Origin of the sequence: Paenibacillus sp. FSL R10-2771 (genome assembly GCF_038000205.1) — a bacterium.
Taxonomy (GTDB): Bacteria; Bacillota; Bacilli; order Paenibacillales; family Paenibacillaceae; genus Paenibacillus_AQ; species Paenibacillus_AQ phytohabitans.
In genome coordinates, this window is record NZ_JBBOBM010000001.1 from 780,207 (window position 1) to 805,222 (window position 25,016).

General features: G+C 51.2%; 15 protein-coding genes. 13 read left to right on the plus strand and 2 right to left on the minus strand.

The features are described 5' to 3' along the window. Positions 1-912: 912 nt before the first annotated feature. On the plus strand, positions 913-1,683 hold the full coding sequence (locus NSU14_RS03440) for a DeoR/GlpR family DNA-binding transcription regulator (RefSeq protein WP_076247864.1): 771 nt from the start codon (positions 913-915) through the stop codon (positions 1,681-1,683). Positions 1,684-1,966: 283 nt separating this feature from the next. Here NSU14_RS03440 and bglX read toward each other — a convergent pair whose 3' ends face one another. Together bglX and NSU14_RS03450 are read right to left on the minus strand one after the other, a co-directional pair. Then, positions 1,967-4,132, minus strand: a complete 2,166-nt coding sequence (bglX, locus tag NSU14_RS03445) for a beta-glucosidase BglX (RefSeq protein WP_340942887.1) — start codon at positions 4,130-4,132, stop codon at positions 1,967-1,969. 46 nt (positions 4,133-4,178) lie between these two features. Further along, on the minus strand, positions 4,179-7,505 hold the full coding sequence (locus NSU14_RS03450; RefSeq protein WP_340942889.1) for a GH36-type glycosyl hydrolase domain-containing protein: 3,327 nt from the start codon (positions 7,503-7,505) through the stop codon (positions 4,179-4,181). A gap of 466 nt (positions 7,506-7,971) precedes the next feature. On the opposite strand from NSU14_RS03450, the gene NSU14_RS03455 reads away from it, so the two are divergent. The 12 genes from NSU14_RS03455 to NSU14_RS03510 all read left to right on the plus strand — a co-directional run bounded on the left by NSU14_RS03455 (position 7,972) and on the right by NSU14_RS03510 (position 24,981). Continuing rightward, complete coding sequence (locus NSU14_RS03455) at positions 7,972-8,907, plus strand: ABC transporter permease (RefSeq protein ID WP_231637716.1); 936 nt, start codon at positions 7,972-7,974, stop codon at positions 8,905-8,907. A gap of 43 nt (positions 8,908-8,950) precedes the next feature. After that, positions 8,951-9,838, plus strand: coding sequence for a carbohydrate ABC transporter permease (locus NSU14_RS03460; RefSeq protein WP_076247879.1), 888 nt, complete (start codon positions 8,951-8,953; stop codon positions 9,836-9,838). 79 nt (positions 9,839-9,917) lie between these two features. Continuing rightward, positions 9,918-11,492 (plus strand): DUF3502 domain-containing protein, encoded by a 1,575-nt coding sequence (locus NSU14_RS03465; protein WP_083705723.1) that lies wholly within the window; start codon positions 9,918-9,920, stop codon positions 11,490-11,492. A 65-nt stretch (positions 11,493-11,557) separates the two neighbouring features. Next, the gene (locus NSU14_RS03470; RefSeq protein WP_042139624.1) at positions 11,558-12,580 is read left to right on the plus strand and encodes a LacI family DNA-binding transcriptional regulator; all 1,023 of its coding nucleotides are present in this window, start codon (positions 11,558-11,560) and stop codon (positions 12,578-12,580) included. Positions 12,581-12,633: 53 nt separating this feature from the next. Then, positions 12,634-13,512, plus strand: a complete 879-nt coding sequence (locus NSU14_RS03475) for a sugar phosphate isomerase/epimerase family protein (protein WP_340942895.1) — start codon at positions 12,634-12,636, stop codon at positions 13,510-13,512. A 1,054-nt stretch (positions 13,513-14,566) separates the two neighbouring features. Then, positions 14,567-15,754: a hypothetical protein gene (locus tag NSU14_RS03480; RefSeq protein WP_340942898.1), complete on the plus strand. Its 1,188-nt coding sequence runs from the start codon at positions 14,567-14,569 to the stop codon at positions 15,752-15,754. A gap of 486 nt (positions 15,755-16,240) precedes the next feature. After that, on the plus strand, positions 16,241-16,543 hold the full coding sequence (locus NSU14_RS03485) for a hypothetical protein (RefSeq protein ID WP_340942900.1): 303 nt from the start codon (positions 16,241-16,243) through the stop codon (positions 16,541-16,543). Then, positions 16,528-17,352 (plus strand): tetratricopeptide repeat protein, encoded by an 825-nt coding sequence (locus tag NSU14_RS03490; protein WP_340942903.1) that lies wholly within the window; start codon positions 16,528-16,530, stop codon positions 17,350-17,352. Before NSU14_RS03485 ends, NSU14_RS03490 begins: the two co-directional genes overlap by 16 nt. 186 nt (positions 17,353-17,538) lie before the next feature. After that, positions 17,539-18,318: an SDR family NAD(P)-dependent oxidoreductase gene (locus NSU14_RS03495; RefSeq protein ID WP_340942905.1), complete on the plus strand. Its 780-nt coding sequence runs from the start codon at positions 17,539-17,541 to the stop codon at positions 18,316-18,318. A 129-nt stretch (positions 18,319-18,447) separates the two neighbouring features. Beyond that, positions 18,448-18,762, plus strand: coding sequence for a DUF3139 domain-containing protein (locus NSU14_RS03500; protein WP_340942908.1), 315 nt, complete (start codon positions 18,448-18,450; stop codon positions 18,760-18,762). A 137-nt stretch (positions 18,763-18,899) separates the two neighbouring features. After that, positions 18,900-19,166, plus strand: coding sequence for a hypothetical protein (locus tag NSU14_RS03505; protein ID WP_042139617.1), 267 nt, complete (start codon positions 18,900-18,902; stop codon positions 19,164-19,166). A gap of 322 nt (positions 19,167-19,488) precedes the next feature. After that, complete coding sequence (locus tag NSU14_RS03510; RefSeq protein ID WP_340942912.1) at positions 19,489-24,981, plus strand: S-layer homology domain-containing protein; 5,493 nt, start codon at positions 19,489-19,491, stop codon at positions 24,979-24,981. The last annotated feature ends 35 nt before the right edge of the window (positions 24,982-25,016 follow it).

Genomic DNA, 25,016 nt, shown 5'->3' on the forward strand with positions numbered 1-25,016 from the left:
TAGTTCGTTAGGTGTTCAAGTGCTTTTGTGTTGTTTTATATTTTATTATGTTGTTTCATGTTGATTTTAGGATGATAATCCGTTTCTGTCAATCTATAATTGGATAGATTGCACTTTTTGCAATAGAATTCGTTCCAACCGGCGTGAAATCTCATTCTGCTGTATTTCATACATCTGATTCCTCTAATTTCGCTCCAAAAGACCTCTTTTACAAAATTCTAGTGTACAGAGTGCAACAGAATCTATTATTCGGTGGAATTAGGGGGTATCTGCTGCAGAAAATGCAGTAGAACTATAATTGGAAGTGCGACCGGTGCGGAACCGTACTCCTGCTTGAAGCAGAGCGTTTTCTCGCTTCGCAGGCTTTAACTGTATTTTGTACAACTAAAGTTGCCGGATGCGGTGCGCCAGAGCATTTTAACTGCACTCTATACAATTAAATAGCCCGCCATTCCCTGAATGATCGCCACGCGCTATGTTTAGTTGTACAGAATACATTTATCGCAATAAATTCACGCTTTAGCTAACTTTTAATTGTACGAAATACAACTATTCAATGAATCGCCGCCTTCGATACGTACGCAAACAGCAGGCATATGTGTGAACAGAAGATAATGACGCTAAGTGCAAGGAAACATGGTGGGGTAAGAAACTTAAGGAATTAAGAATTAAGTGATTAAGGATTTAAGGAATTAAAGTTTCTGATCCGTAAGCCTAAGCAGATTTACTCGTCCACTAGAGAAATCTTTTGATAAAAGCAGCTGCATTGACAAGTGGGATTCGGGTCCATATACTGAGGAAATCAACAACAATACACTCAAAACAACATTACATATACGTATGGATAACCTAAATCGGATAAGGCAATTAGCATTCGCGAACGCGAGTTCACTATAACTGGAGGAATCATACATGTCCCTGACCTATGAAGAACGCAGGCAGACCATCCTCTCCCAGCTGGAGCTGGAGGGGAAGGTGCAGGTGCATTTTTTGGCTGAACGGTTCGCTGTAACCACAGAGACGATCCGGCGTGATCTCGACCGGCTGGAGAAGGAAGGGCGTCTGCGCAAGGTGTATGGGGGAGCCGTACGGATTCGTTCCGGGAATAATGAACCCACCTTCATGAAGCGTTCCCAGATGAATCTGACGGACAAGCAGGCCATTGGCAGGCTCGCGGCTTCGCTTATTCAGGATGGCGAGACAGTAATCCTCGACAACGGGACGACCACACTTGAGATTATGCGCCAGCTTACAGACCGCGCCCATGTGACGGTCATTACCAACTCGGTTCCGGTCCTGAACTGCGCGCTGGAACAGTTTCAGGGAAAGATTATTTTTGCCGGGGGTGAGGTGAATGCCGCTTATCAGGCGGCTGTAGGCATCACTGCTCATGAGCTGCTGGGCCAGTTCAAGGTGAATAAGGCTTTTATCTCTGCCGGAGGTCTGTCACTCTCGGAAGGAATTACCGATTATCATCTTGAAGAAGCACTCATCTCCCGCAAAATGATGGAACGGGCCGAGGAATCGATTCTGGTCGCCGACCATTCGAAATTCGGGGTCACTACCTTTGCGCAGATTGCCCCGATGGAACATATCTCCATGGTTCTGACCGACAGCGGCTGCTCAAGAGAATGGAAGGATACCTTTGCCCGGCTGGATATAGAGCTGCTGACAGGGTCATAACATACAGGAGCATAACTTACAGAAGCCGCATAGAAAATTCAAAAAAGCGCCAATCCTCTTACACCCTAAGGTGAGGAAGATTGGCGCTTTCTGGTGTGCCGCCAGCTATAGGTGGCTTTCTGGTGTATAGCTAGCTGGTTATAGACAGCTGTCTGAAGCAGTGCTGCACCCGCCTGAAGCTATATGCAGCTAACTGAAGCTGTACTCACCTGCCTGAAGCTATATGCAGCTAACTGAAGCTGTACTCACCTGCCTAAGGCTGAGTGCAGCCATTAGCAGCATCTCAGCCGATCCAGATCCGCTGCGTAGCGTGATCGCCGGAGTTCCGGCCGATCATTATGTCGAAGTCTCCGGGCTCGAACACAAGCTCATCGTCCTGGCCGTAGAACATCAGCATCTCGCGGGTGATCTCGAAGGTTACAACCTGCTTCTCATGCGCGGCGAGCGTAACCTGCTTGAAGCCCTTCAGTTCCTTCACGGGACGGACCACACTTGCCGTAACATCGCGGATATAGAGCTGGACGGTCTCCTTGCCGGTAACCTCCGAAGTGTTCTCTACCTCAATGGAGGCGAGAACCCGGCCATCAGCCGCAGCTTCAACGATGAAGCTGCTGTAAACAAAGCTGGAGTAGCTCAGGCCATAGCCGAAGCAGAACAGCGGATCATTCGGGATGTCCAGATACCGGGTTACATAACGCACATCCGGATACTGGGGATCATACGGGCGTCCCGTCTGATAAGCATTATAATACACAGGAATCTGTCCCACAGAGTAAGGGAAGCTCATGGACAGGCGTCCGGACGGATTATAATCGCCGAACAGCACATCCGCAATGGAATTCCCCGACTCGCTGCCCAGGAACCAGGCTTGTACCAGCGCGTCGCTTGCATCAAGCACTGGCGCAAGCTCCAGCGGACGGCCGCTGAATACGATGGTGATGACAGGCTTGCCGGTATCCTTCAGACGCCGGATCAGCTTCTCCTGATTCGCGGACAGCCGCAGGCTGGCTTTGCTTCCGCCTTCCCCGGTGTCATGCTGATTCTCGCCGACAGCGGCTAGAATGACATCGCAGTCTTTCAGCTGTTCGAAGGCTTCCTCAGCTGCGTCCTCCACATCGAAGACACCCTCCAGCATGCTTCCCAGCTCGCCGGTCATTGCGGTAACAATATCTGCTGCCGGAATTTTGCCGGTGATGCCGGTGTAGAGGGATACGGCCGGATCTTTCTCAGCGCCTGCCCAGCCGCCCAGTACATGAATAGAGGTGGCGAATGGACCGGCCAGACCGATCTTCATTCCCCGCTTCAGCGGCAGCACTTCATTCTCGTTCTTCAGCAGTACCACCGAGCTTGCACCGAGTTCCCGTGCAGCCAGCAGATGCTCATCGCTGGGCTTATCTGCTTCGTCTGCCACCGGATCGGCATCCTTGAACGGATTGTCGAACAACCCGAGGGCATCCTTCAGCTCCAGTACCCGGGTGACCGCTTCGTCAATCAGGCTGATATCGAGCAGCCCTTCTTCAACCAGTGCGGCTCCGTGGTTCAGATAGTGGGTGGACATCATCTCGATATCCAGGCCTGCGGCAAGGCTTTTGTGGGCAGCTTCGCGGCCATCCTGCGCAGCGCCATGGGGCACTAGCTCATTGACAGAGTTGAAGTCGGCGATAGTGACGCCGTCAAAACCCCATTCCTCCCGCAGAATTCCGCGGAGCAGCTTGCTGTTGCCGCTGGCCGGAATACGGTCAATGGTATTGAACGCGGCCATGACCATGGCGACACCGGCATCTACTGCAGCTTTATAAGCCGGCAGATAGAATTCGCGGAGTACACCGGTGGACATATCCACCGTGTTGTATTCACGGCCGCCTTCAGGCGCGCCGTAGCCGGCGAAATGCTTCACGCAGGCTGCGATCCGCCCCGGCTCCTTCAGGTCTGTACCCTGATAGCCCCGGACCATGCTCTCGGTCACGCGGGCGTTCAGGTAAGGGTCCTCACCGGAGGTCTCCATCACCCGGCCCCAGCGCGGATCGCGCACGAGGTCAGTCATGGGGGAGAAGGTGACATGAATACCGGCAGCGGCGCTCTCTCTGGCTGCGATTTCAGCGAAGCGTTCGATGGCTTCAAGGTCGAAGCTGCTGCCCATCGCCAGCGGTATCGGCAGGATGGTCCGGTAGCCGTGAATGACATCCGCCATGAAGAGCAGGGGAATCTTCTGGCGGCTGGATTCCAGATGCCGGGTCTGCAGCTCAATGACATTCCGTGCGCCAATGCCGTTCAGAACGCTTCCGATGTTCTCCATCACCTGCGGCTTGATGTTCAATTCTTTGAATGGACCCGTTAAATCCACGGTATCATCCAGACCCCAATAGTAAGGACCGAGCTGGGTTAGCTGGGCCATCTTTTCGTCTAGTGTCATATCGTTCACGAGATCTTGGATAAACGGTTTAGTCATGGCTAACTCCTTCGTTAAGCGTACTGAAAGTTATCGTCTGTATATATTATTGTGCCAAATAGATATGCAGTTCATCACCAGGCAGTGTAAGCAGGTTGTTCTTGGCGATGCTTACGGCACCCGGGCGGTACGGATTGGACAGGACCTGGCCGGTAACCGCTACTCCCGCTGCATGCAGCTCCGGAGTACGGGCCGGGCCTGAGCCGATGTGATAGACAAAGGTTAACGGACGGCCGAAACACTCGTAAGTGAAGCGCAGTCCGTCAAGGCTGGCCGGCAGCACCGGATCAATGATCAGCTCTTCATCGCTGAAGCGGATACCCAGAATAGCTGAGATGAGCTGATTGAGATAGATTCCGGGACCGCTGGAATACAGGCGCCAGCCGCCTTTGACTTCTACACTGCCGTCGCGCAGCTGATCGAAGTTCTGCTGATAGCTGTAACGGTCAGGGAAATTCCCGTCCGAGCTGCTGAAGTACATATTGCTCTGGCGCAGCTGGGCATTTGGGACGCTCTGCCGGATGTTGATCGGATTGATTTGGAACAGGCCTTCCCAAGCGCGGTCAGCTTCGCCAAGCTTGGCGGAAGCTTCGAGATAGCGGATATGGGCATGCACATACTGCAGGCTGATCTCGCGGCCGACACTGGCGGCTTGCTCGGCACGGCGGAAGATCGTACTTACGCCGCCTTCATAGCGGGCGGGACGATCCATCAACCGCACGCCATCCGGGTGATTCAGATACTCGTCAATCAGGCGGAAATTGGCAACCGCCTGTTCCGGGGTGACCAGTTCAGCGATGATACTGCGTGTCATCGGCAGTAACCGGTACTTAATACCCGTCTGCTGATCCAGCGGATGAAGCATATAATCAATGCTTCCGTCTTCCTGGAAGTAAGCGAAGCCGGCAATGACGCCATCCTTGATCAGCAGCGTCCGGAAGGATTCCTTCATCTCTTCGGCCATTACAGCAAGGCTGGCGGAGAATTCGGCATCGGCTGCCGTGACCTGTGACAGGTTGCGGATGACCTGGAAGGCCAAAGCGACAGTCCAGGCGCTCACAAGCTTGGTCTTCAGGGCTTCATCGGCAGGCTGCAGCGTATCATCCCAGTCGCCGCCGGCATAATTGATCAGGGAAGTGCCCGGTACGAAGCGTTCGCGGATTGTCTCTACAGCAGCTTTGACATGCTCAAGCACCGTTTCGGTCTGCTGGCTTGGCAGAGCATCTGCCAGATGGTGGTAAGCTACCTGTTCCTGAAGAATCGTGTAGTCTCCTGTAGCCATAATATAATCGCTGATGCATTTCAGCGGCCAGAGTACGACATCGCCATGCCATTCATGGGCTTGTACCGGATGCTGGTCGAACATGAACCATTGCGGCCATTCCTTGCTCTCCCACAGCTGATGGGAGTAGATCTTCAGCAGTACATTTCTGGCCAGCTCATAATGCTGGGTCATCAGGAAATACTCCATCGGTCCCTGGCATACATCGCGTGTGCCCCATGCGGCTCCGCCCGGCTGTTCAAGGCCATGCGGCATAATGAAATGGGTCATCGCATTATGGGTGTACCACCATACAGTTTCGTTCAGAATATCAATCCGTGACTGCTCTTCTCCTTCAAGCTGGAGGTGGAAGCCCGAAGTAAATGTCTCATAGAAGCCTTTAAACAGCGCTTCCTCGGTTTCCGGAGTGTAAGGAGAGACCAGGGGAAGACTGTCGGCCTGTGTGAGCCGGCCTTGGATTACAAGCTGGAAGCTTGCCGACTGCGTGACGGAAATCGTCAGCAGCGTTCCGTTGCGCGGCTGTCTGTCCGTATAGAACATCCGGTCATCGCTGTACGTATAGGCCGTTCCCGGAAGCTGGATATCGAAATGCAGACCGGGATAAGGAAGCTGCTGCACGGACGCTTCGTCAGGAAGAACCTGCAGAATTCCGTCCTTGGCTTCAACTCTTACCGGATGCTGGAATTCATGCTCACCCATAACAAGCTGGTTCGTGATCAGATAATCATAGGATTTGCCGAGCTTCGACTGAACCTGCAGGGCAACATCCGGCTGGCCTGCTGCGGCAAAGACGGTAACCGTGAGCAGATCATCCTCAATCTGGTAATGCCATCTGGCAAAGTTAACGCCCATTTCGTAAGCTGCCGGGAGCGTAAGAATCCGGTAGACCCCATCCAGGCGGACATAGATCCGCTGTCCGCTGTTCCGCTGAATATTCAGCAGGCCGCGTGGTGTGGAGAGCAGCTTATGGAAAGAGGTATTGCCGACAACCGTCTGGCCGTTGAAGATTCCGTACATATAGTTAGTGGAAGAAATTAGGTTGTTATCGACTTGGCTTTTATCGAGCAGCGTAGTGATGATATGGCCGTGCGGACGTTCAACCAGCAGCTCCTTGGGCTGCAGTACAACATGGACATGCTCATCCGTGAAGAAGGAGAGCAGTTCCCCGTTCTCAATTTCTTCAAGCTTCCGGTTAGGGTAAGCCGCCTCAATCTCAGCTTGTGACCACTGTGCAGAGACATAAGGTGCGCCAATATCAGTACTTAGCACAGGCACATCTCTGCTCGGCACAGCCTCACCCGCGCTCCAGTCGATTTCATCGTAAGCTGCCTGCAGCTCGGCCTGGAACTCAAGCTCTGTAACAGCAGCCGGATGAGTAGGGCGGAAGAGCCCGTAGAAGGCGAATTCGGCGGGAGCGGACAGCGTCATAAGCTCTGTCTGCAGCGCGGTATAGGCCAGCTCGTATTGATAATTGCTGTTCTGCAGATTGCCGCTAAGCACCTCAGGTACATAACTGCCTTTGTAAGACACGCCGAAGAACTGCATACCGTCAGTAGAATAGCCTACTGCGCGCGTACCCACTGCACCCTGCTGGAGATAAGGGAAAGCAATGCCCTGCGGCTGGTTCTGGCGCGAGCATACGGCATAGCCGTTCGTGCCTTCCCAGATGCTGTGATCCAGGTATTGGCTCATGTACAGCTCATTGGCCAGCACGCCGCCTTTGCCTGCGACACCGATATCCTGTCCATAAACCACATCCACGGTCTCACCGCTGCCGGAGAGCTGAATATGCCAGAACCAGATTCCGTCCCGGGCAGGCGCGAAGGTCACACGGTAGCTGATTGCTTCTATAGAACCTTCAAAAATCAGTTGGTCTTGACTATGGGACAGCTTGGAGCCCGAGCGGATTCCAAGTAAAGGATAGCTGCTGATTCCTTGCTCCGTATGCACGCGCAGATAGATATTATTAGCTGAACCATCTACAGGATTGCCTTGGAACTGATTAATGAGAGTAGACTCATGGGTGAACTCGAAGATGTCTCCTGTTGGCAGGAACGTATAACTAAGGGCATCCCGGGTTAAGGTAATCATGTTTGATTGTTGTTTGAAAATCATAATAACCCTCTCTTTCCAGTACGTGATTGGGACATGAATTAGGTTAGGGGGAATTCATCATCAGATGTCACAAGAACAAGGTGACATGTCCGTGTAAAGAATAAATAGAAACGTTTCCATAAGTGATACATCTCGATATTAGTCTGAAGACGAAAAAAAGTCAATTATCTGCGAAAAAACGACCGAATTATCGTTTTTATATCGCGGAATGTAATTTTTTTACTTGTAATTCGAAAATAAAAAATGTTTGACAGCGTATACAACTTGGGAGTATGCTCTGAACAAGGGGAAACACAAAGAAATAATGGAAACGTTTCTATAATGTCCAATACGGTTAAATATTAAAGGTATGCACGCAGTTGTTATTCCGGCTGCAGGACAAGAAGTGAAACAAAGATATGCATGCGGTAAGAATGCATCGTTCAATTTGGAGGTGGGCTCATTGGCAAGATTTGTACATGCGGGCGGAAATATCGTCCGGGAACTATTTAAGAACAAAGTGCTGTATCTCATGCTGCTGCCTGTCATTGTGTATTTCGCGGTCTTTCATTATGCGGTAATGCCCGGCGCTTATGTTGCATTCGTGGATTACAAGCTCAACAAAGGCATCTTCGGCAGTGATTTCATCGGTCTGAAGAACTTTGAATTCCTGGTGCAGACCGGAGAACTCTGGAATATCACCAAGAATACGCTGCTCTATAATCTGGTATTCCTTGCTTTAGGCAATATTATTCAGATTGTGTTTGCCATCATGTTGTCGGAGATTACCGGGAAATGGTTCAAGAAGATCTCCCAGTCCGTTATTCTCCTGCCAAACTTCATTTCGATGGTTATCGTCGGTGTGTTTGCTTACAATCTCTTCAACTTTAACTCCGGATTCATCAATACGATGATCTCGGGGGCAGGGCTGGACCGTTATGAGTTCTATAACGATCCGGGCATCTGGAAATACATTATTGTGGCCTTCAAGATCTGGGCGGGTACCGGCTACGGTATGATTGTCTATCTGGCTGCGATCACAGGGATCAACCATGATCTGTACGAGGCTGCCTACATGGATGGTGCTACTACCTGGCAGCGGATCCGCTACATGACCCTGCCTATTCTGAAGCCGACCTTTATACTGCTCCTGCTGTTCGGTATGGGCGGGATTCTCAAAGGCTCCTTCGACCTGTTCTACAATCTCATTGGCACAAACTCCGTGCTGTATCCGCAGACGGATATCATAGATACGTATGTCTTCCGCTCCCTGGTGGGACAATTTAACTTCTCGATGGGTGCTGCAGTAGGATTCTACCAATCCTTATTCGGCCTGGTCCTGGTGCTTGTGGTTAACTTTATTGTACGCAAGGTTGAACCGGACAGCGCGTTGTTCTAAGACAAGACACGAAACAGGGGTGATGAAAATGGCAAGCTCAACTATTAAAATCAAACAGGATTCCGGCAGTGTTTTCATAAAAGTGATCAGTTACATCTGCATCACGATCTTTGCACTGTTCTGTGTGTTTCCTTTTGCGCTGATGATCTCTTCCTCCTTCATGAATGAGCAGGAGATTGTCCGCGAGGGATATAAGCTGATTCCGAATGAAGTTTCCTTCAAGGCCTACGAATTGTTGCTCAGTAACTCCTCCAAGCTGGTGGATGCTTATCAGGTTACGATTTTCATTACGGTGGTAGGTACAGTACTTGGTCTGTTCATGATGTCCATGGCCGGATTTGTCCTGAACCGCAAGGATTTCAAATACCGTAACTTCTTCTCCTTCCTGATCTATTTCACAACCTTGTTCAGCGGAGGATTGATTCCGACTTATATTCTGATGGTCAAGCATCTGCATATGAAGGATAACCTGTTCGCCATGATTCTGCCGGCTGTGGTAGGGGCGTGGTCGATCTTCCTGATGCGTAACTTCATGAAGGCGATCCCGGATTCCCTGTATGAATCAGCCACGATTGACGGCGCGGGCGATTTCCGCATCTACTGGCGGATCTTCATGCCGCTGGCGATTCCTTCACTGGCGACTATCGGGCTGTTCTCGGCGCTGGGCTTCTGGAATGAGTGGTACAACGGGATGCTGTACATGGACTCTCCGAGCAAGTTCCCGCTCCAGTACTTCCTGCAGCGCATGATCAACCAGGCGAATATGGGCAGTCTCATCAACTCGGGAGCGGTCATTAATACAGCCGATCTGCCTACCCAATCGATCAAAATGGCTACAGCCGTGCTGGCCACAGGCCCGATCATTCTCCTGTATCCATTCATTCAGCGTTACTTCGTAACCGGTCTTACCGTCGGTGCTGTTAAGGGTTAATAGACGCCTGCTTCAATCGAAGGGTGTTTGTTATAGATGCAAAATCCATATTATAGAAAAGAAAAGGGAGGCTTACCGAATGAAAGGTAAAAAGATTGCTTCTTCTCTAGCTGCTGTCCTCATGCTTACTGGAGTGCTATCCGCTTGTTCGTCAAGCAATAATGCAAATGGAAATAATTCAGGTTCGTCGAACACTCCATCCACTTCCACCAATGCTGGAGGAGTAGACACCTCTAAGGAAGCAAAGCTGGTGTACTACCTGTGGGGCAGTGAAGGAGTTACCAATAAAGAAATTCTGGCTGAGATCAATAAGAAGCTTAAGGCTGATCTGAATACTACACTTGAAATCAAGTATATTGACTGGCCGGACGTAGGTACCAAGTATCCGCTGTTGTTCGCTTCCGGCGAATCGTTCGATCTGTCGCATGCTTCCCCGGGTGCCGCTGTGTCTTACTACACCCTGGCTACTGAAGGGGCACTGACTGACATTACCGACATGCTGGACAAGGTGGCGCCTAAGCTGAAGGCGGAGATTCCTGAAGCCTCCTGGCAGAACACCAAGGTCAATGGCAAAATCTACGGCGTACCGAGTCTGTTCAGTGAATATACGCCTGCCGGTTATGCATACCGTACGGATCTGCTGAAGAAATACGGCATGACCGAAATTAAGACAATCGATGATATGGTTAAATACATGGATAATGTGGTTGCCAACGAATCCTTCCCGCCAATCAACGGTAAGGCTGAGGATGCACAGAACATGTACAGAATGCTCGTAGATACTACAGACATGTGGCTGAACGCACCTGGTATCTCGCTGAATGAATTGAATCTGGTCACCAAGAGCCCGGAGGATTACAAGACCGTATTCCATCCAGCCTTCACCCAGGAATTCGAGGATTGGGCTGTGAAAATGCGTGAGTGGGGCGACAAGGGCTATTGGGGCAAAGACGTTCTGTCCGCTTCCCTCGGCAGCAAGGACAACTTCAGAGCAGCGAACTCTGCGGGTTATCTGACTCATGCCCAGGACTGGATCGGGCAGTACGGCGGAGATATCAAGGCACTGCCTGACTCTCCAACAAGCTTCTATACTTTTGCTGAAGCGAATAAGAAAATCAAGCGTAAAATGGGTGTAGACAACTCGACAGTAATCAGCGCGAATTCCTCTAATCCGGAGCGCTCTCTGATGGTAATTGAGAAATTCATGACCGATGAAAGCTACTACAACCTGATGCAATACGGTATCGAAGGCAAGCACTACGTCATTGAAGACGGCGTGAAGAAGCAGCCGGAAGGCTTCAATGAAAAAACAGATGGCGGAGGCTTCTCGGCCTGGTCCCTCAGAAACGACAAATTCGTGATTCCGAGTGATACTGAGAACCCGATCCGTAAAGACCTGTTTGCTGCATGGGATAAAGAAGCAATCGATGATCCGTACAACGGCTTCAGCTTCGATCCTTCGAATGTAACAACTGAAATTGCTTCGATCTCGAACGTCAATGCACAGCTTGGTATTCAGCTGATGCTGGGTAAAACAAGCAAAGATCCAAAGGCAGCTGTAGCAGAATACCGCGATCAGCTGACAAAAGCAGGAGTTGACAAGGTCATTGCCGAAGTAGAGAAACAATTGGCAGAATTTACACCTGTTAACTAAAGAATGAAATAGGTTACAGGGGAGCTATAGTCTATAGCTCCCTTACCTATAAATGGGGGAGTAGTGTGGACGTTAATATTAAGGATATCGCGCGGATATCCGGAGTCGGCATCTCGACTGTATCCAGGGTTATCAACAATAAGGGACTGGTGAGTGATGCGACCCGCGAGAAGGTTCTGAGTGTCGTGAAGGAATACAATTATATTCCGAATTCCAACGCACGGAATTTAAAAACCACGCAATCCAAGAACATTGCACTCATGGTCAAGGGGATTACCAATCCGTTCTTCGCCATCATGATCAAGGAAATTGAACGGCAGGTCAATCTGCGCGGCTATCCGTTTCTCATCCATCAGGTAGAGGATGGGACTGATGAGATCAATGCGGCGATTCAACTGGTGAAGGAGAAGAACTTAAGCGGGATTATTTTCATGGGCGGTACGTATAATCATTCCGAAGAGAAGTTCAAGCAGCTGACGGTTCCGTTTGTACTGACGACGATCACTACATCACAGGAAGTGGACCCGGCCATATTCTCCAGCGTAACCATCAATGAATCGAAAGAGGCCTACAAGGCGACCAGTTATTTAATCTCACTTGGACACAAGAACATTGGCTTCCTGGCCAAATCACCTTTATTGGATGAAACTACGGGCAGCCGGCGGCTTATGGGATATAAGCTGGCATTAGAAGAAAATAATCTGCCTTACAATGCCGGGCTTGTAGAGGATTGTGAATACAGTCCGAGCTCGGGCTTCAACGCTGCACGCAGACTGCTGAACCGGGACAGAGCGGTGACCGCAATATTTGCTGCTTCCGATACCATTGCCATCGGTGCGGCCAAGGCTGTGCTTACCGCCGGCTTGTCCATCCCTGATGATATTTCGATTATCGGCTTTGACGGCATTGAGATGGCAGAATATTATCATCCTGCGCTGGATACGATCAGCCAGCCGGGGACGGAAATGGCTCTATCCAGTGTAGGGGTATTATTTGATCTTATTTCGAATCGCACCAACCATCAGCATATTGTCTATGATGCGGTATTGCTCAAACGGGGCTCTTGCAAAATGATCAAGAGCCGTTAAGAGCGGCGCTGACTATAAACCCATTGGAGTTGGTAACCAGGATGCAAGAATCTTTGAGAATAGGCACTTTGGTCCGGGGCGGTGAAGCCGTCCAGGTCATTCCGCAGATTGTGAAGCATGGCTTCGAATCCTTCCAATTGAATTTCTGGCAGACGATTGGCGATACCGATCTGGTGGAGACAGCCGGCCGGATTCGGGAGCTGGCGGCTGAGCATCACTTCGTGATCTCTGCTGTCGGGATCTATGGTAATCCGCTTGGCGGCAACCCCGAGAGTGGAGATACCCTTGCCGGCTGGGAGCAGTTGATTGAACATGCCCACTTGTTCGGCACGGATATTGTCGGCGGCTTCACCGGGCGGCTGCCCGGCTCTTCAATTGACGAGTCCCTGCCGAGATTCGCCGAAGTATTCGGAGGATTATCGAAGCGGGCCGCGGACAAGGGTCTGCGGATTGCTTTTGAGAACTGTGCGATGGGCGGGGACTGGCAGAAGGGCGACTGGAATATCGCGCATAACCCTACAGCTTGGGAGAAGATGTTCAATAGCGTTCCGGCAGATAATCTCGGGCTGGAATGGGAGCCTGCCCACCAGTTGACTGCGCTGATTGATCCGGTCCCGCAGCTGCGCAAATGGGTGGATAAGATTTTCCATGTGCACGGTAAGGATGTCACTATCGCCTGGGACATTATCAAGGAATACGGGATTCATGGTCCCAAGCCTTATGTATGGGACCGCACGCCCGGCTTCGGCGATACCAACTGGACGGATATTATCACCATTCTCCGCCAGGGCGGCTATAAGGGCACAATCGACATCGAAGGCTGGCATGATCCGGTTTACCGCGATGAGCTGGAGATGACCGGCCAGGTACATGCCCTGAATTATTTGAAGCATTGCCGCGGAGGCAGCTTTGTGCCGAATCCGGTGATTTGACTTTGACGACAACAAGACCTCGTTATCCACGCATGTGGAGGATGGGGTCTTTGTTGTATTTGGAACTACTCCCCCTGTAGGGGAGTGACAGCGGGCTGGCCGGGAGCAGGACACGCCGGCGCGGGAGTGAGGCGGGAATGACGCGGGAAGGAGGGGAGTATAGGTCACCGCCAGAAATCTTGCAGAAAATACAACAATACCGGACTCAAAACTGCCGATACGCAGTAATCTTGCAGAAAATACAACAATAAAGGGCTTCAAGCTGCCCAACCGTCAGAAATCCTGCAAAAAGTACAACAATACCGGATTTGAAGCGCTCGACCGCCAGAAATCCTGCAAAAAGTACAACAATACCGGATCTGAAGCCGCCCAACCGTCAGAATTCCGCGTACAGAGGGAACGTGGGCATCTAATTCGGCTCCAAAGTGGGTCCGGCGCAGGAATAAGAAGCAGAAATACCCCTGCTTCATTCCGCCAAAAGTGAGGCCGGCGAAGGAAACAGAGGTAGATACTTTATTTTGGTGACAGTTCCGGAACACGGACCTTACACGAAACGCTTGATTGTCCAGTAAGGAACAGTGAAGCTGCCTTTGTTCGTTGCAATGTGTAGTGCATCTGTTGAGTGATCTATTTTACATACTCCGGTGTAAGTTTCTCCGCTGATCAAGTGAACGCGTTGCCACAGATTGGAGAGGAGCGCATGTTGAATGTCCTTTTTTATCATACTCGTTCACTTCCCTTATTTGCTCTTAGTAACTGTATGTTAGTAAGCTTCTGTACTTATTATTTAAACCACAGAGCAATAATGTAACAGTTCAATTGGTTACAGTTTTGTACCTTTTATAATATACGTTGAATTGCAGGAGTTTTACTCTTACTATACTCATAAGTGAATATAGACCCGCAACCCTCCGAGGTTAGGCTAACAGGTTGATTTCCCGAACAAGCGATAATCTCATCTTGAATGCTCTTGTGGATTGTGCCGGAAAAGCAATTACACAGCGCAGAGTAGCAGTCCGCATACAGGGTATATATATTCTAGGAGGTGTCACCAATGAATTGGACAACCAGATTGCAGCAGATCACATTAACTCTCCTTACCGCAAGTCTCCTTACTCTAGGCTGGGGGACCTCGGCTTCTCCGGTGCAGGCGGCGGCGCCGGCGCCAACCCCGGCTCCGTCCTGCAGCACGGGAGATCATGGACTGCTTCAGGAGTTGCAGGCAGCACATAGCGGAGCAGATGCGATCCCGCTTAGCTTCTCTGATGTAGAGTTTCTGAGTGCAGATACGGGGCGGGCAGCCGGGAACGGATTCCTGATTGGAACCTCGGACGGAGGCTGCCATTTCCAGAAGATTTATGAAGGGCAGTGGAGCTTTCAGCAGATCGACTTCCCTGATAATATCCATGGCTGGGCGCTTGCCGCGGTCAATGACGGTCAGGCTAAATATCTGATCCGGACCACGGATGGAGGCTCTACCTGGAAAAGGCTGTCGAATAAGGCTGTGACCTTTGAGCGGGTGGAGTTTCTGGACAGCAGCAAAGGATTCGGCTACAACCGTGCGTCCACCTATTATACGAATGACGGCGGAGAGAGCTGGAGTCTGATTAAGACACCAGCGAATACACGCGGAGCGTATTTCACCAGCCTGAGCAGCGGATGGGCCGTGGTCGTTGTACCGGGCAGCGGGTATCAGGTGATGCGGACGGCAGACGGCGGAACGAACTGGAAGCTGATGCTGAAATCTTCTTACGCTGAACCCTCATACGGACAAATCTATGCGAACGGCAGTCAGGTGTATGCCGTACTGTACGGCGGTTACGGAATGTCGCAGACTTCGTATTCGCTCTACGGCAGCGCTAACTCCGGCGGCAGCTGGACGCGGGTGATTGCCCAAGAGACGGCTGGAGGCGGTCCGGCTCCGGGAAGCGGCGCGGCCAAGGTGAAGAAGGGGCCCGCTTCGGGCAGCCCCGGCAATCTGGTGGTGATCGGCAAAACAACCGCCTTCCTGGTGGGATTCCAACCCGCAGCGGAACAAGTGGGGATCGGATTCACCAAGAATAACGGGCAGGCCTGGAGTAATCAGATGACGGTTCCCGGCTACGAAGGGACGATCTCCTTCACCGATCATAATCAAGGCTGGCTTGCGGTGAGAGACCTGAACAGCTCGACACTTTATGTGACGAAGGATGCAGGTGCCACCTGGACGTCCAAGTTTTCTTTTGAGACTACGGGGCGGTAAGGTTTCTAATGAATGAAGAAACGGGTGTCGTCCTGGCGAGGGCGGACCCGTTTTTTTGTACACCATAGATATATATATTGATTGAACTGAAAAAGGTACATGACATATAACGCGGAAGCCTGCGTACGGAGTTTGTAAAGCGTTTCGTTCGACATCCGTTCAGCGTCAATGGATAACTGTATTTCCTGCAATTAAAAGACGAAGAAAAACCCGATTTACCGGGCGAAGTGTATTCTGTACAACTAAAATTAAGGAAAGTGTACCTTTATGGCAAAAGTGGATTTTTTAAGTGTACGAACTGCAATTAAAGTTCTCAAGGGTGATTAAAAATCACTTTTAGTTGTAGAAAGTACAGTTAAAGTGTGGGCAAGTGTAGTTACGGTGGTGAATAGCAGATACCCTGTTTCAATCCAATTTGCAGAATATCTGATGCTGTGAAAAATTTACCAGTATGCCGGGTAATGAGATAGAGGTGGGAGGTGGAGCATGGTTAAAGCCGTTAAAATACTGTGGATCAGCGCTGTTGTGCTGAATATCGCTTCAATCGTGTTCTTTTTCATGCTGACGAATCATTGGCTTACCCAGGGGTGGATCATGGATATCATCAGTACGGTAGTGCTGCAAATTGTTGGAGTTCCATCGGCGGCTCTGATTGTTGTCTCGCTTTGTATTTTTAAATTTAACTGGAAACCCGCCAGCTGGGTGGGGTACTTAGGGGCTTTAATTATTATTGCTGCGCTGCTGTGGATCGCGGGATATCTGTTCCTTTTTGCATGGCTGTCTATATAGAGGAGCTGGATAAAAGGGAGGGGATGGAAGGGGATAGTTTTTACGATCAGGGTGAAGAAGCATATATCAGCGGGGATTTCGTTCGCGCGCTTGCACTGTTCACGGAGGAGTGGGAGTTAGGGCATTCCGGTGACTGTCTGAATTATATAGGTTGCTACCACTTGTCACTGGGAGAGTATCGGGCGGCGGTTTCCTGTTTCGAACGTCTTCAGCAGGAGAGTCCGGAGTGGGAAAGACCAGTGTTTAATCTCGGCCGGGTGTATTTCAGACTGGGGGAGCTGGACAAAGCGTTCCGTTATTATGAGACAGCTCTGAGAATGAATCCGGCCAGTGAAGATGCTCTATATTATATGGGAACCTATTATTATGAGGTTGAGGACTATGTACAGGCGCAGCAATGTTATGAACAATCCTTGAAGCTCAATGAAGCGCAGTCTGAAACGCATCTGAACCTGGGAATGTGTTACGTTAGGATGTCTGATTCCAAGTCGGCCTTCAAGGAGTTTGAGAGAGCCTTTGAACTGGATCCGTCCTGTTATGATGCTGTGCGTAATAAAGGTCTTGTTCTTCTGGAAATGCGTGAATTTAAGGCGGCACTGGAAGCATTCGGGCTGGCGGCCAAAATCCAGCCGGATGAAACGGAGTGCATGACCGGCATCATCTATTGCCATGCTAAACTGAAAGACTACGAGACGGCACTTAAGATAGCCCGTAAATTGCTGGAGCTTGAACCCGGCAGCAATCAGGCTTTGCGCTTTATTGAGAAGCTGGAGGTCTCGGTGACCAGGCAAATTCATGGAGAGAGTTAAGCGAGGGGCTTATTGAGAACACCGGTGAAATTAATACTTTACCGTTCGTTCTCAATATGCTAAGATTGCAAATGTGAGACGGATAAATTTTTTTGATAATAGTAGAACGTTCGGTCTCAAAATAACAGCTAGAAGCTTGATTACACAGTAACAACAAATAAACTTATAACTTAAGGAGTGTTCACGATGGGAAAGCTTGAGGGTAAGGTTGCTTTGATTACAGGAGGGAATAGCGGAATCGGGTTGTCTGCCGCCAAATTGTTTGTTGCTGAATGTGCCAAAGTCGTTATTACCGGCCGCAATCCGGTATCTTTGCAGGCGGCGGTAGAAGAACTGGGCGCGGAGCATGCCGTTGCGGTTCAGGCCGATGCGACAGATCCGCAGAGCGCTGTGTCGGCTGTGAATGCAGCCATGGAGGCATTCGGCAGACTTGATGTTGTCTATGCCAATGCAGGCATAGCGGCTTCAACACCACTCGGCAGCACAGACTTGGCTACTTTCGAGGAAGTGCTCAAGATTAATGTGACCGGTGTCTTCTTCACCGTTCAGGCCGCACTGCCTCATCTGAAGGCCGGGGCATCAGTTATTCTGACCGGCTCCGTGCTGGCTAAGGCTGGCAGACCCGGCAACTCCGCATACGCCGCCAGCAAAGGGGCGGTCAGCAGCATGACCAAAGTGCTGGCTTCGGAGCTCTCCCCGCTGGGCATCCGGGTTAACAACATTGCCCCTGGCGTGACGCGCACACCCATCTGGGGACAATCCGCGATGGATAACTGGAGCCAGGTGGAAGCAGGCATGTCGCTTTCCATTCCGCTGGGCCGTGCGGGTGATCCGGAAGAGATTGCCAAGGTGGCGCTGTTCCTGGCCTCGGATGATTCCTCTTATATCCAAGGTGCCGATATCGCTGTAGACGGCGGAGCGGGCAGTTCTCCCCTGGGTGCGCCGGTTTACCGGCAGAACGCATAAGCGCTTTTTAATGATAGAAGCACCTTAACCGGTGCTTTTTTTGATGTTATTATGCTAAAATAGAGTCGGATGTAAAAATATGTTATTTTAATCCATTTTAAAAATCTAATTTGTAGCGGAGGCTATCCTTTGAGATTTAAAAACCGGATTGTAATGACTATATTGGCCGGAGGGATATATATATCGCTTACCGGATTACCTCATAAGAAAAGTCAGATCGCTAGTGAAGTGAAAGAATATCTGGTTCATACAAGATTGTACCCGGCTGCAAATATTCAGGAAATCCGGGGAGGCTACAGCTTCAAATCGGGCGACTATGATGCAGATGTACTATTCAAAGATGAACCTGATGTGAACTATACGTATGCCAAAGTAAATGGGGAATTCAGACTTGTCGGAACCTCCAGCCTGTACGGGAAACATATGGACGAAACATACTATTGACAACCTTTTTCGCTTTTCCAATAAGAGGTAATGGGTATACATTGTCGAATAAGACATACATATACAAAAGCATTCACTTTGTGTACGCAGCCGAAAGATTGTAAACGCTCACAATAGACCCGGGAGGCGAATGGAAGATGGACGGAAGCAAGTCGTTGATCTATCAGATTCTCAAGACGATTGAAGAGGGCAAAGAACCGGTGCTGGAGAACCTGGAGGGTATAACAATCGGGGGATACCATAGTGCACTGGAACAGATTGTGGAGAATAAGCTGGCCAATAATATCAGTTTCTCCCTCAGCGGCAAAGGGAAAAAAGCAGTCCGCGTTGCGAATACGAGCGGCTCTAAACTGACCGCACAAGGCGTTAACTATATTCATGTTCAGGACAGCCGCAGCTACTAGCTATAAGCAAGATATACGATAACACCCGCAGAATGGAGATGCGATATATCTCCTGCTGCGGGTGTTATTTTCTATGGATTAATGGGGCTCAGTTGAATAGCCATCCCGCATCTTAAGCATTAGATAGAGAGAAGCACAAAAATAGAAACCTCAAAATCACAAATAAAGCAGACCGTCACAAAAGGTGCAGATAACACAAAACGATGCCAGATGGTAGGTTATAGGTGCTTTAGACTCTGAAAGAAAGGAGGAACGTCCGGAGCTCCGGCCGGAGAGCGAGAATAAGCGAAGCCAATTATAGCCGCAAAGGAGGCATTCGATTTTGAGAACCCAAAGGTATTCCGCAAGAGTTGCTGCCGTACTGCTCAGTGTGCTGCTGATCCTGGACAGCGGGATTAACATCCCCCCTGCATATGCCGCATCTGCGCCGATCGCCAATATTCCAGGCTGGCCAACAAGCTACAATAACAATGGGGTGGACGGGGAAGTCTACATCGACCAAACCGTATTCAGCGCAGGTCAGGCCGCGTTAAAAATAGTGAACCGGACGCCCAAGGCCAGCAATGTGTTTCTGGCGATCCGGCAGAATGTTCCGGTGAAGCCCAATACCACCTATCAGGTAAGCCTGAAGGTCAAGGGGGCTCAAGCCTCGTACTCAAGTATCGCACTGAATGCCGGCTGGTCGCTAAAAAAGGCTCTGCCGACGGGAACCTTCGATTGGCAGTCCATGGTGTTTAATATTACAACAGATGCCTCGGCCACCTCTTACCCGTTCACCGTTCTCTCCGAGGGCGTAACAGGGGCGCTTTGGCTTGATGATTTGACGATGGTGGAGGCAGGAACGGATACCAATCTGCTGCAGAACGGGGACTTTGAGACTGTGCCGCAAGCCGCGGCCGTCAGCGCCGATCCTCCTTCTGGACCCGTGGAATCAGGCACGACTGTCAGCTTGGCTACAGCAACCGTCTCTGCTGCCGTTTACTACACAACAGATAACACGGACCCTGTTTTGTCTCCGACAAAGCAATGGTACACCGGGCCGGTCGCCATCGATCGTTCATTAGTTTTGAAAGCGTATGCAAAAAGCCTGGGATATGCAGACAGTCCTGTCTCAACCTTCAGCTATAGCGTAAACGGAGCCGGGGCAGGCACGGTGACGGATGAGCAGACTTTCCTTGGAAGTCTGGCGGAAGGAAAGGCGGTGCCTGTCTATTATGCGGACGGGATCGTCCTGGACGGTGATTTAAGTGAATGGGACGAAGCCTCCTACATCGAATTGCCGCTGCCCGGAAGCAGCCAGGCCAATTTGGCCAGCTGGCAGGGACCTGACGATTTATTAGGCAGAGTATATTTTGCTTATAATCAGAATCTCCTCTATTTTGCCGTGAAGGTGCGCGATGATGTGCAATCCGGTGTGGCCGGAGCAGCGATGTGGTCAGGGGACAGTATCCAGTTCGCTTCGGGAACAAGTGTGTTGTATGGTCCGGAGTATGGATTCGCCCAGGTGAACGGAGCGCCTGAGGTATGGACATGGAATCAGGGAGATACGCCCGCAGATAAGCAGCCTATCCGGTTGCAGACCAAACGGGTTGGCTCCGAAACCATCTATGAGGCTGAAATTCCCTGGAGTGCGCTCCATGCGGATGAACCGGGGGCATCCATGCCTTTCAATTTTGTGCTGAATGACAATGACGGAGCCGGACGGAAGAATTGGGTGGAATGGACGCCGGGCATAGGGAAACTGAAGGACCAGTACAGCTTCGGGAATCTGTTCTTCATCCCGCAAAACAGTACGTGGGCGGCATGGCTGGACCGAGATTATATGCAACCGGAAGAGAACCGCTACACAGCGGAGCAGAATGAGCCGCTGGACTTTCAGCTGAAGCTGGTAAATTCCACAGATCAGGCGAAGCAATTCCAGACAAAGATAGCTCAAGTGGACCCGGCATGGAGGAATATCACAGTACCTGCGCATTCCGTATTGCAGTATCCGATTACGGCCTTCTTTGCCGGAACCGGAGAGCAATCGCTCACGGCAGAGGTCAGGGAAACGGGAACGGGCGAAGAGAGGACACTGGAGTGGGAGCTCGACATTCTTCCTTCCGGCACTCAGATTGAACAGGACATAGAGCAGCTTGAAGATAATATGGGTGAATTGAAAGCGCTGCTGGAGCAGGTGGAGGCGCAGGGGATTGCAGTGGATTATGAAAAGCTGGATATCGCGGTCATCGATAAATTTATTCCTTACGGCAAGGAAGATATTGCCCAAAATAAACTGGAACGGGCGCAATATGTCAGGGACCAGCTGTTGCTGTTGTACCAGCAGACCGAGGACCGCCTTGAGGCTTATTTGGCTGGGACACAGACGAGTTTCCCGGTTCCGCATTATGTTACCGGCGATGTGACTATCGACCGGCAATCTTTCATTGGCAACACGATCAATTCGCAGACAGGGACAGAGGAGTCAAGACCGGTCTTCTTTACCGGTTACGGGCATTTTGCCCAGGTGAAAAAGGATATTCCTGTTCTGTCCCAGCTTGGGTCGAACATGATCCAGATGGAGACCGGGCCTAACCGTATCCTCCAATCGCCCAATACGATACTTGGGTGGAGCACGGAGCTCAGGGGGGGAGCCAAGGCGAGCTTTTCTTACGGGACAGAAGTGGTTCACGAAGGAAGCCGTGCCTTGAAGATAGTCAACCTTACGCCCAAGGCTGCAAATGTGTACGGAACGGTATGGCAGAAAATAGCCGTCAAGCCAAACACCAATTATGAATTCAGCATGTGGGTCAAAGGCGCCAATGTAAACAACGTCTGGTTCGGGACCTTCGCAACCCGGCTGGGTATCCCGGCGGGAACCTATGATTGGCAGAAAATCACCAAAACCTATCGCACGGGCAGTGCCGAGACCTCGCTGGATTTCCGCATCGTGTCCGAGAATGTAACCGATTCTCTGCTGATCGACAGTATTGGCATTGTGGAAAGCGGGACCACCGCCAATCTGGCGGCGTATCCCGGATTTGAGGATGACGGTACGGTAGTGAAAGAGGATTATCTCATCTCTACGGCCACCATCCGCAATGATATCCAGCAGGCGCTGCAAAGTGCCGGTGAACATAATCAGGCGGTGAGCCTGCTGCTGTCACCGCACTATTTCCCGGAATTCCTGCTGCAAAAGTACCCTGAAATCCGTTCTACTAACAGCGGTTTCATCAAATTCAACTTTAATCATCCGAAGGCAAGGGAGGCGATTGAGGATTATCTGCGCACTCTGATTCCCATGGTCAAGGATTATCCTGCTCTCCAGAATATCGTATTGTCCAATGAGCCGGTGTTCATCTCTTATAAAGATCCTGCGCAAAAGCCCGCATGGCAGTCTTATCTGAAGCAGATGTATTCGGATATTGGACAGCTGAATGCCGTGTACAATACCGCCTATGAATCCTTTGAGCAGGTTGCGATGCCGCAGGCGGAGGAACGGACAGCACTTTATTATGACTGGATCAGCTTTAATGACCAGCTGTTTGCTGAGTGGCATGAATGGATGGCAGATATTATCCATGAAATGGCGCCGGATATTCCTGTAAGTGTAAAAATCATGGGTGGAGTGCTGGCCAAGTCCCAGTTGGCCAAGTCCCCGTTATCTTGGGGGATAGATCCGGAGCAGATATCCGGCCTCAGTGATCTGAATGGTCTGGATGCCTGGAATTATCTGCATGACGAGGGAGCAACGATTATAGAGAAGCTTAAATATTATGATCTGCTGTCCTCCTTTAAAACGGCTCCTGTGTTCAATTCGGAAGACCACATTATTCCCGACCGCGACAGCCGCTATGTGCCTGAACAGGCGCCCCATGTGCGCAACGATATATGGCAGGGAGCTATCCATGGACGAAGCGCTTCCACCATTTGGGTATGGGAAAGAACCACTGATCCCGCCAGCGATTTCGAGGGCAGTGTATTGTACCGTCCGGATGTCGTTTCGGCTATCGGCACAACAGGCATGGACCTGAACCGTCTGGCCCGTGAGGTGACCTCCTTCCAGAACGCTCCCGCAGAAACGGCCGTTCTGTATTCTAAGGCGTCCAACCTGTACCGTCCGGCTTATCTGGAGGCGGTGGACCGGGCCTATTCCGCTCTGTCCCTCTCCGGGCAGAAGGTCGGCTTTGTCAGTGAGAAGCAGATCGGGGAAGGCAAGCTGTCTTCCGTCAAGCTGCTGATTATTCCGGATGCCCGGAATGTGGACGCAGAGACTATAGAAGCCGTCAAAGCCTATATTGAACAAGGGGGGCAGGCGGTTGTGCTGGGCCAGGATTCCTTTATCCGGGATGCCCATAACCAGACGCATCCGGAAGCGGCCAGAAGCTATATTATGGCGCATGCTGCAGTTATTCCTGTAACAGGAACTGCAACCGCGTTAGCTTCGCCGACTCTCCCGGCATTGCAAGCGCAGCTTATTCCGCTGCTCAGACAGCTGAATCTGCTTCAGGTGGAATTGAAGGATGCTCAAACCGGAGAAACAGTCTCCAATGTGGAGTGGAGAACCAGTGTATACGAAGGCAGACTGCTGCTGAATGTCGCCAATTACAGCTGGCAGACCAAACAGGTAAATATACTTCTCAACGGACAGGCGCCGGAAAGCATACAGGAATTGATTCAGGGCAAGAGTCTTGGAGCATCGGCCGTAACGCTTGCCCCGTTCACGCCGCAGCTGCTTAACTTGGGAACCGTAGAGGGCGGCCATCCCGATCCTGGCAGCAATCCCGATCTGGGTGGCAATCCTGATCCGGGCAGCAATCCCGGCACCACGGACAGCGTCACATTGCCGGGATTGCTGAGTCTGGCGGCAGGGCAGGCCGGGGAGGTGCGGCTCGGAGATGAGGTCAGACTCGTTCTCCCCAGCGGATTTATGGATACTGCAGTGAGCTTCTCCATCAACAAGCTGCAGACTGGGCAGGATTCCGGCGGGACTCTGCCGGGAGGACTGATCAGTCCGGTCTATGAGATCACTATGATGCCCTACCTGACGCCCGCCAAATCTGCAACACTTAGCATCCGCTTTGATAAGGCGCAGTTGAAGGCGCATCAGCAGCCCGCAATGTTTGCCTGGAGCGAGCAGGAGCGTATTTGGGTGGAGATTGCAGGAACGGTGGACGGGGACCGGCTTACTGCCGGGGTGAATAGGTTCACGAAGTTTGCCGTATTCGCGCTCAGCCCTTCTCCGGCTGAACCGGAGAAGGACGGAACAAGCGCCGGAGCCGCACCGAGAGATATTGGCGGACACTGGGCCAAGGACAGCATCCTGCAGGCAATATCCGCAGGGCTCGCGAACGGCTATGCGGACGGAACCTTTCGTCCGGATCAGCAGGTTGTCCGCGAGGAGTTCCTGACGCTGCTGGCCCGGGCGCTGCCGCCGGCAGAGAGTCTGAGCGGCCTGTCCTTTACGGATGCGCAGTCGGTAAGCAGCTGGGCGCGAAGCTCTGCGGCCGCGGCTGTGCAGGCCGGATGGATAGAAGGCTACGCGGATGGCACCCTCCGTCCCGGAGCGCCGCTCTCCCGGGCGGAGCTGGCGGTTCTGCTCATGCGGGCGCACTACGGAACGGAAGTGAAGCTGGCTGCGGAGAAGATATCCTTCAAGGATGAAGCAGACATTCCGGTCTGGGCCAAAGCAGCGGTATCCGGCGCAACCGAAGCAGGCTTCCTCCAAGGTGACTCTCAGAGGAAATTCTTTCCACTGAAGACCGCGACCCGCGCCGAAGCGGTAGTGGTCCTGCTGAGAATAATGGAGCAGGAAACGGCTGTGTCTGAGTCTTAAATTAAGATAGAGGGCGGCGAATCTTTATAATGTTT

What these genes read in the sequence shown, in the direction of transcription:
- bglX (WP_340942887.1), bottom strand. Translation starts at nt 4,132, where the DNA reads ATGACTAAACCGTTTATCCAAGATCTCGTGAACGATATGACACTAGAC.
- NSU14_RS03495 (WP_340942905.1), top strand. Translation starts at nt 17,539, where the DNA reads ATGGGAAAGCTTGAGGGTAAGGTTGCTTTGATTACAGGAGGGAATAGC.
- NSU14_RS03485 (WP_340942900.1), top strand. Translation starts at nt 16,241, where the DNA reads ATGGTTAAAGCCGTTAAAATACTGTGGATCAGCGCTGTTGTGCTGAAT.
- NSU14_RS03440 (WP_076247864.1), top strand. Translation starts at nt 913, where the DNA reads ATGTCCCTGACCTATGAAGAACGCAGGCAGACCATCCTCTCCCAGCTG.
- NSU14_RS03505 (WP_042139617.1), top strand. Translation starts at nt 18,900, where the DNA reads ATGGACGGAAGCAAGTCGTTGATCTATCAGATTCTCAAGACGATTGAA.
- NSU14_RS03480 (WP_340942898.1), top strand. Translation starts at nt 14,567, where the DNA reads ATGAATTGGACAACCAGATTGCAGCAGATCACATTAACTCTCCTTACC.
- NSU14_RS03465 (WP_083705723.1), top strand. Translation starts at nt 9,918, where the DNA reads ATGAAAGGTAAAAAGATTGCTTCTTCTCTAGCTGCTGTCCTCATGCTT.
- NSU14_RS03490 (WP_340942903.1), top strand. Translation starts at nt 16,528, where the DNA reads ATGGCTGTCTATATAGAGGAGCTGGATAAAAGGGAGGGGATGGAAGGG.
- NSU14_RS03450 (WP_340942889.1), bottom strand. Translation starts at nt 7,505, where the DNA reads ATGATTACCTTAACCCGGGATGCCCTTAGTTATACGTTCCTGCCAACA.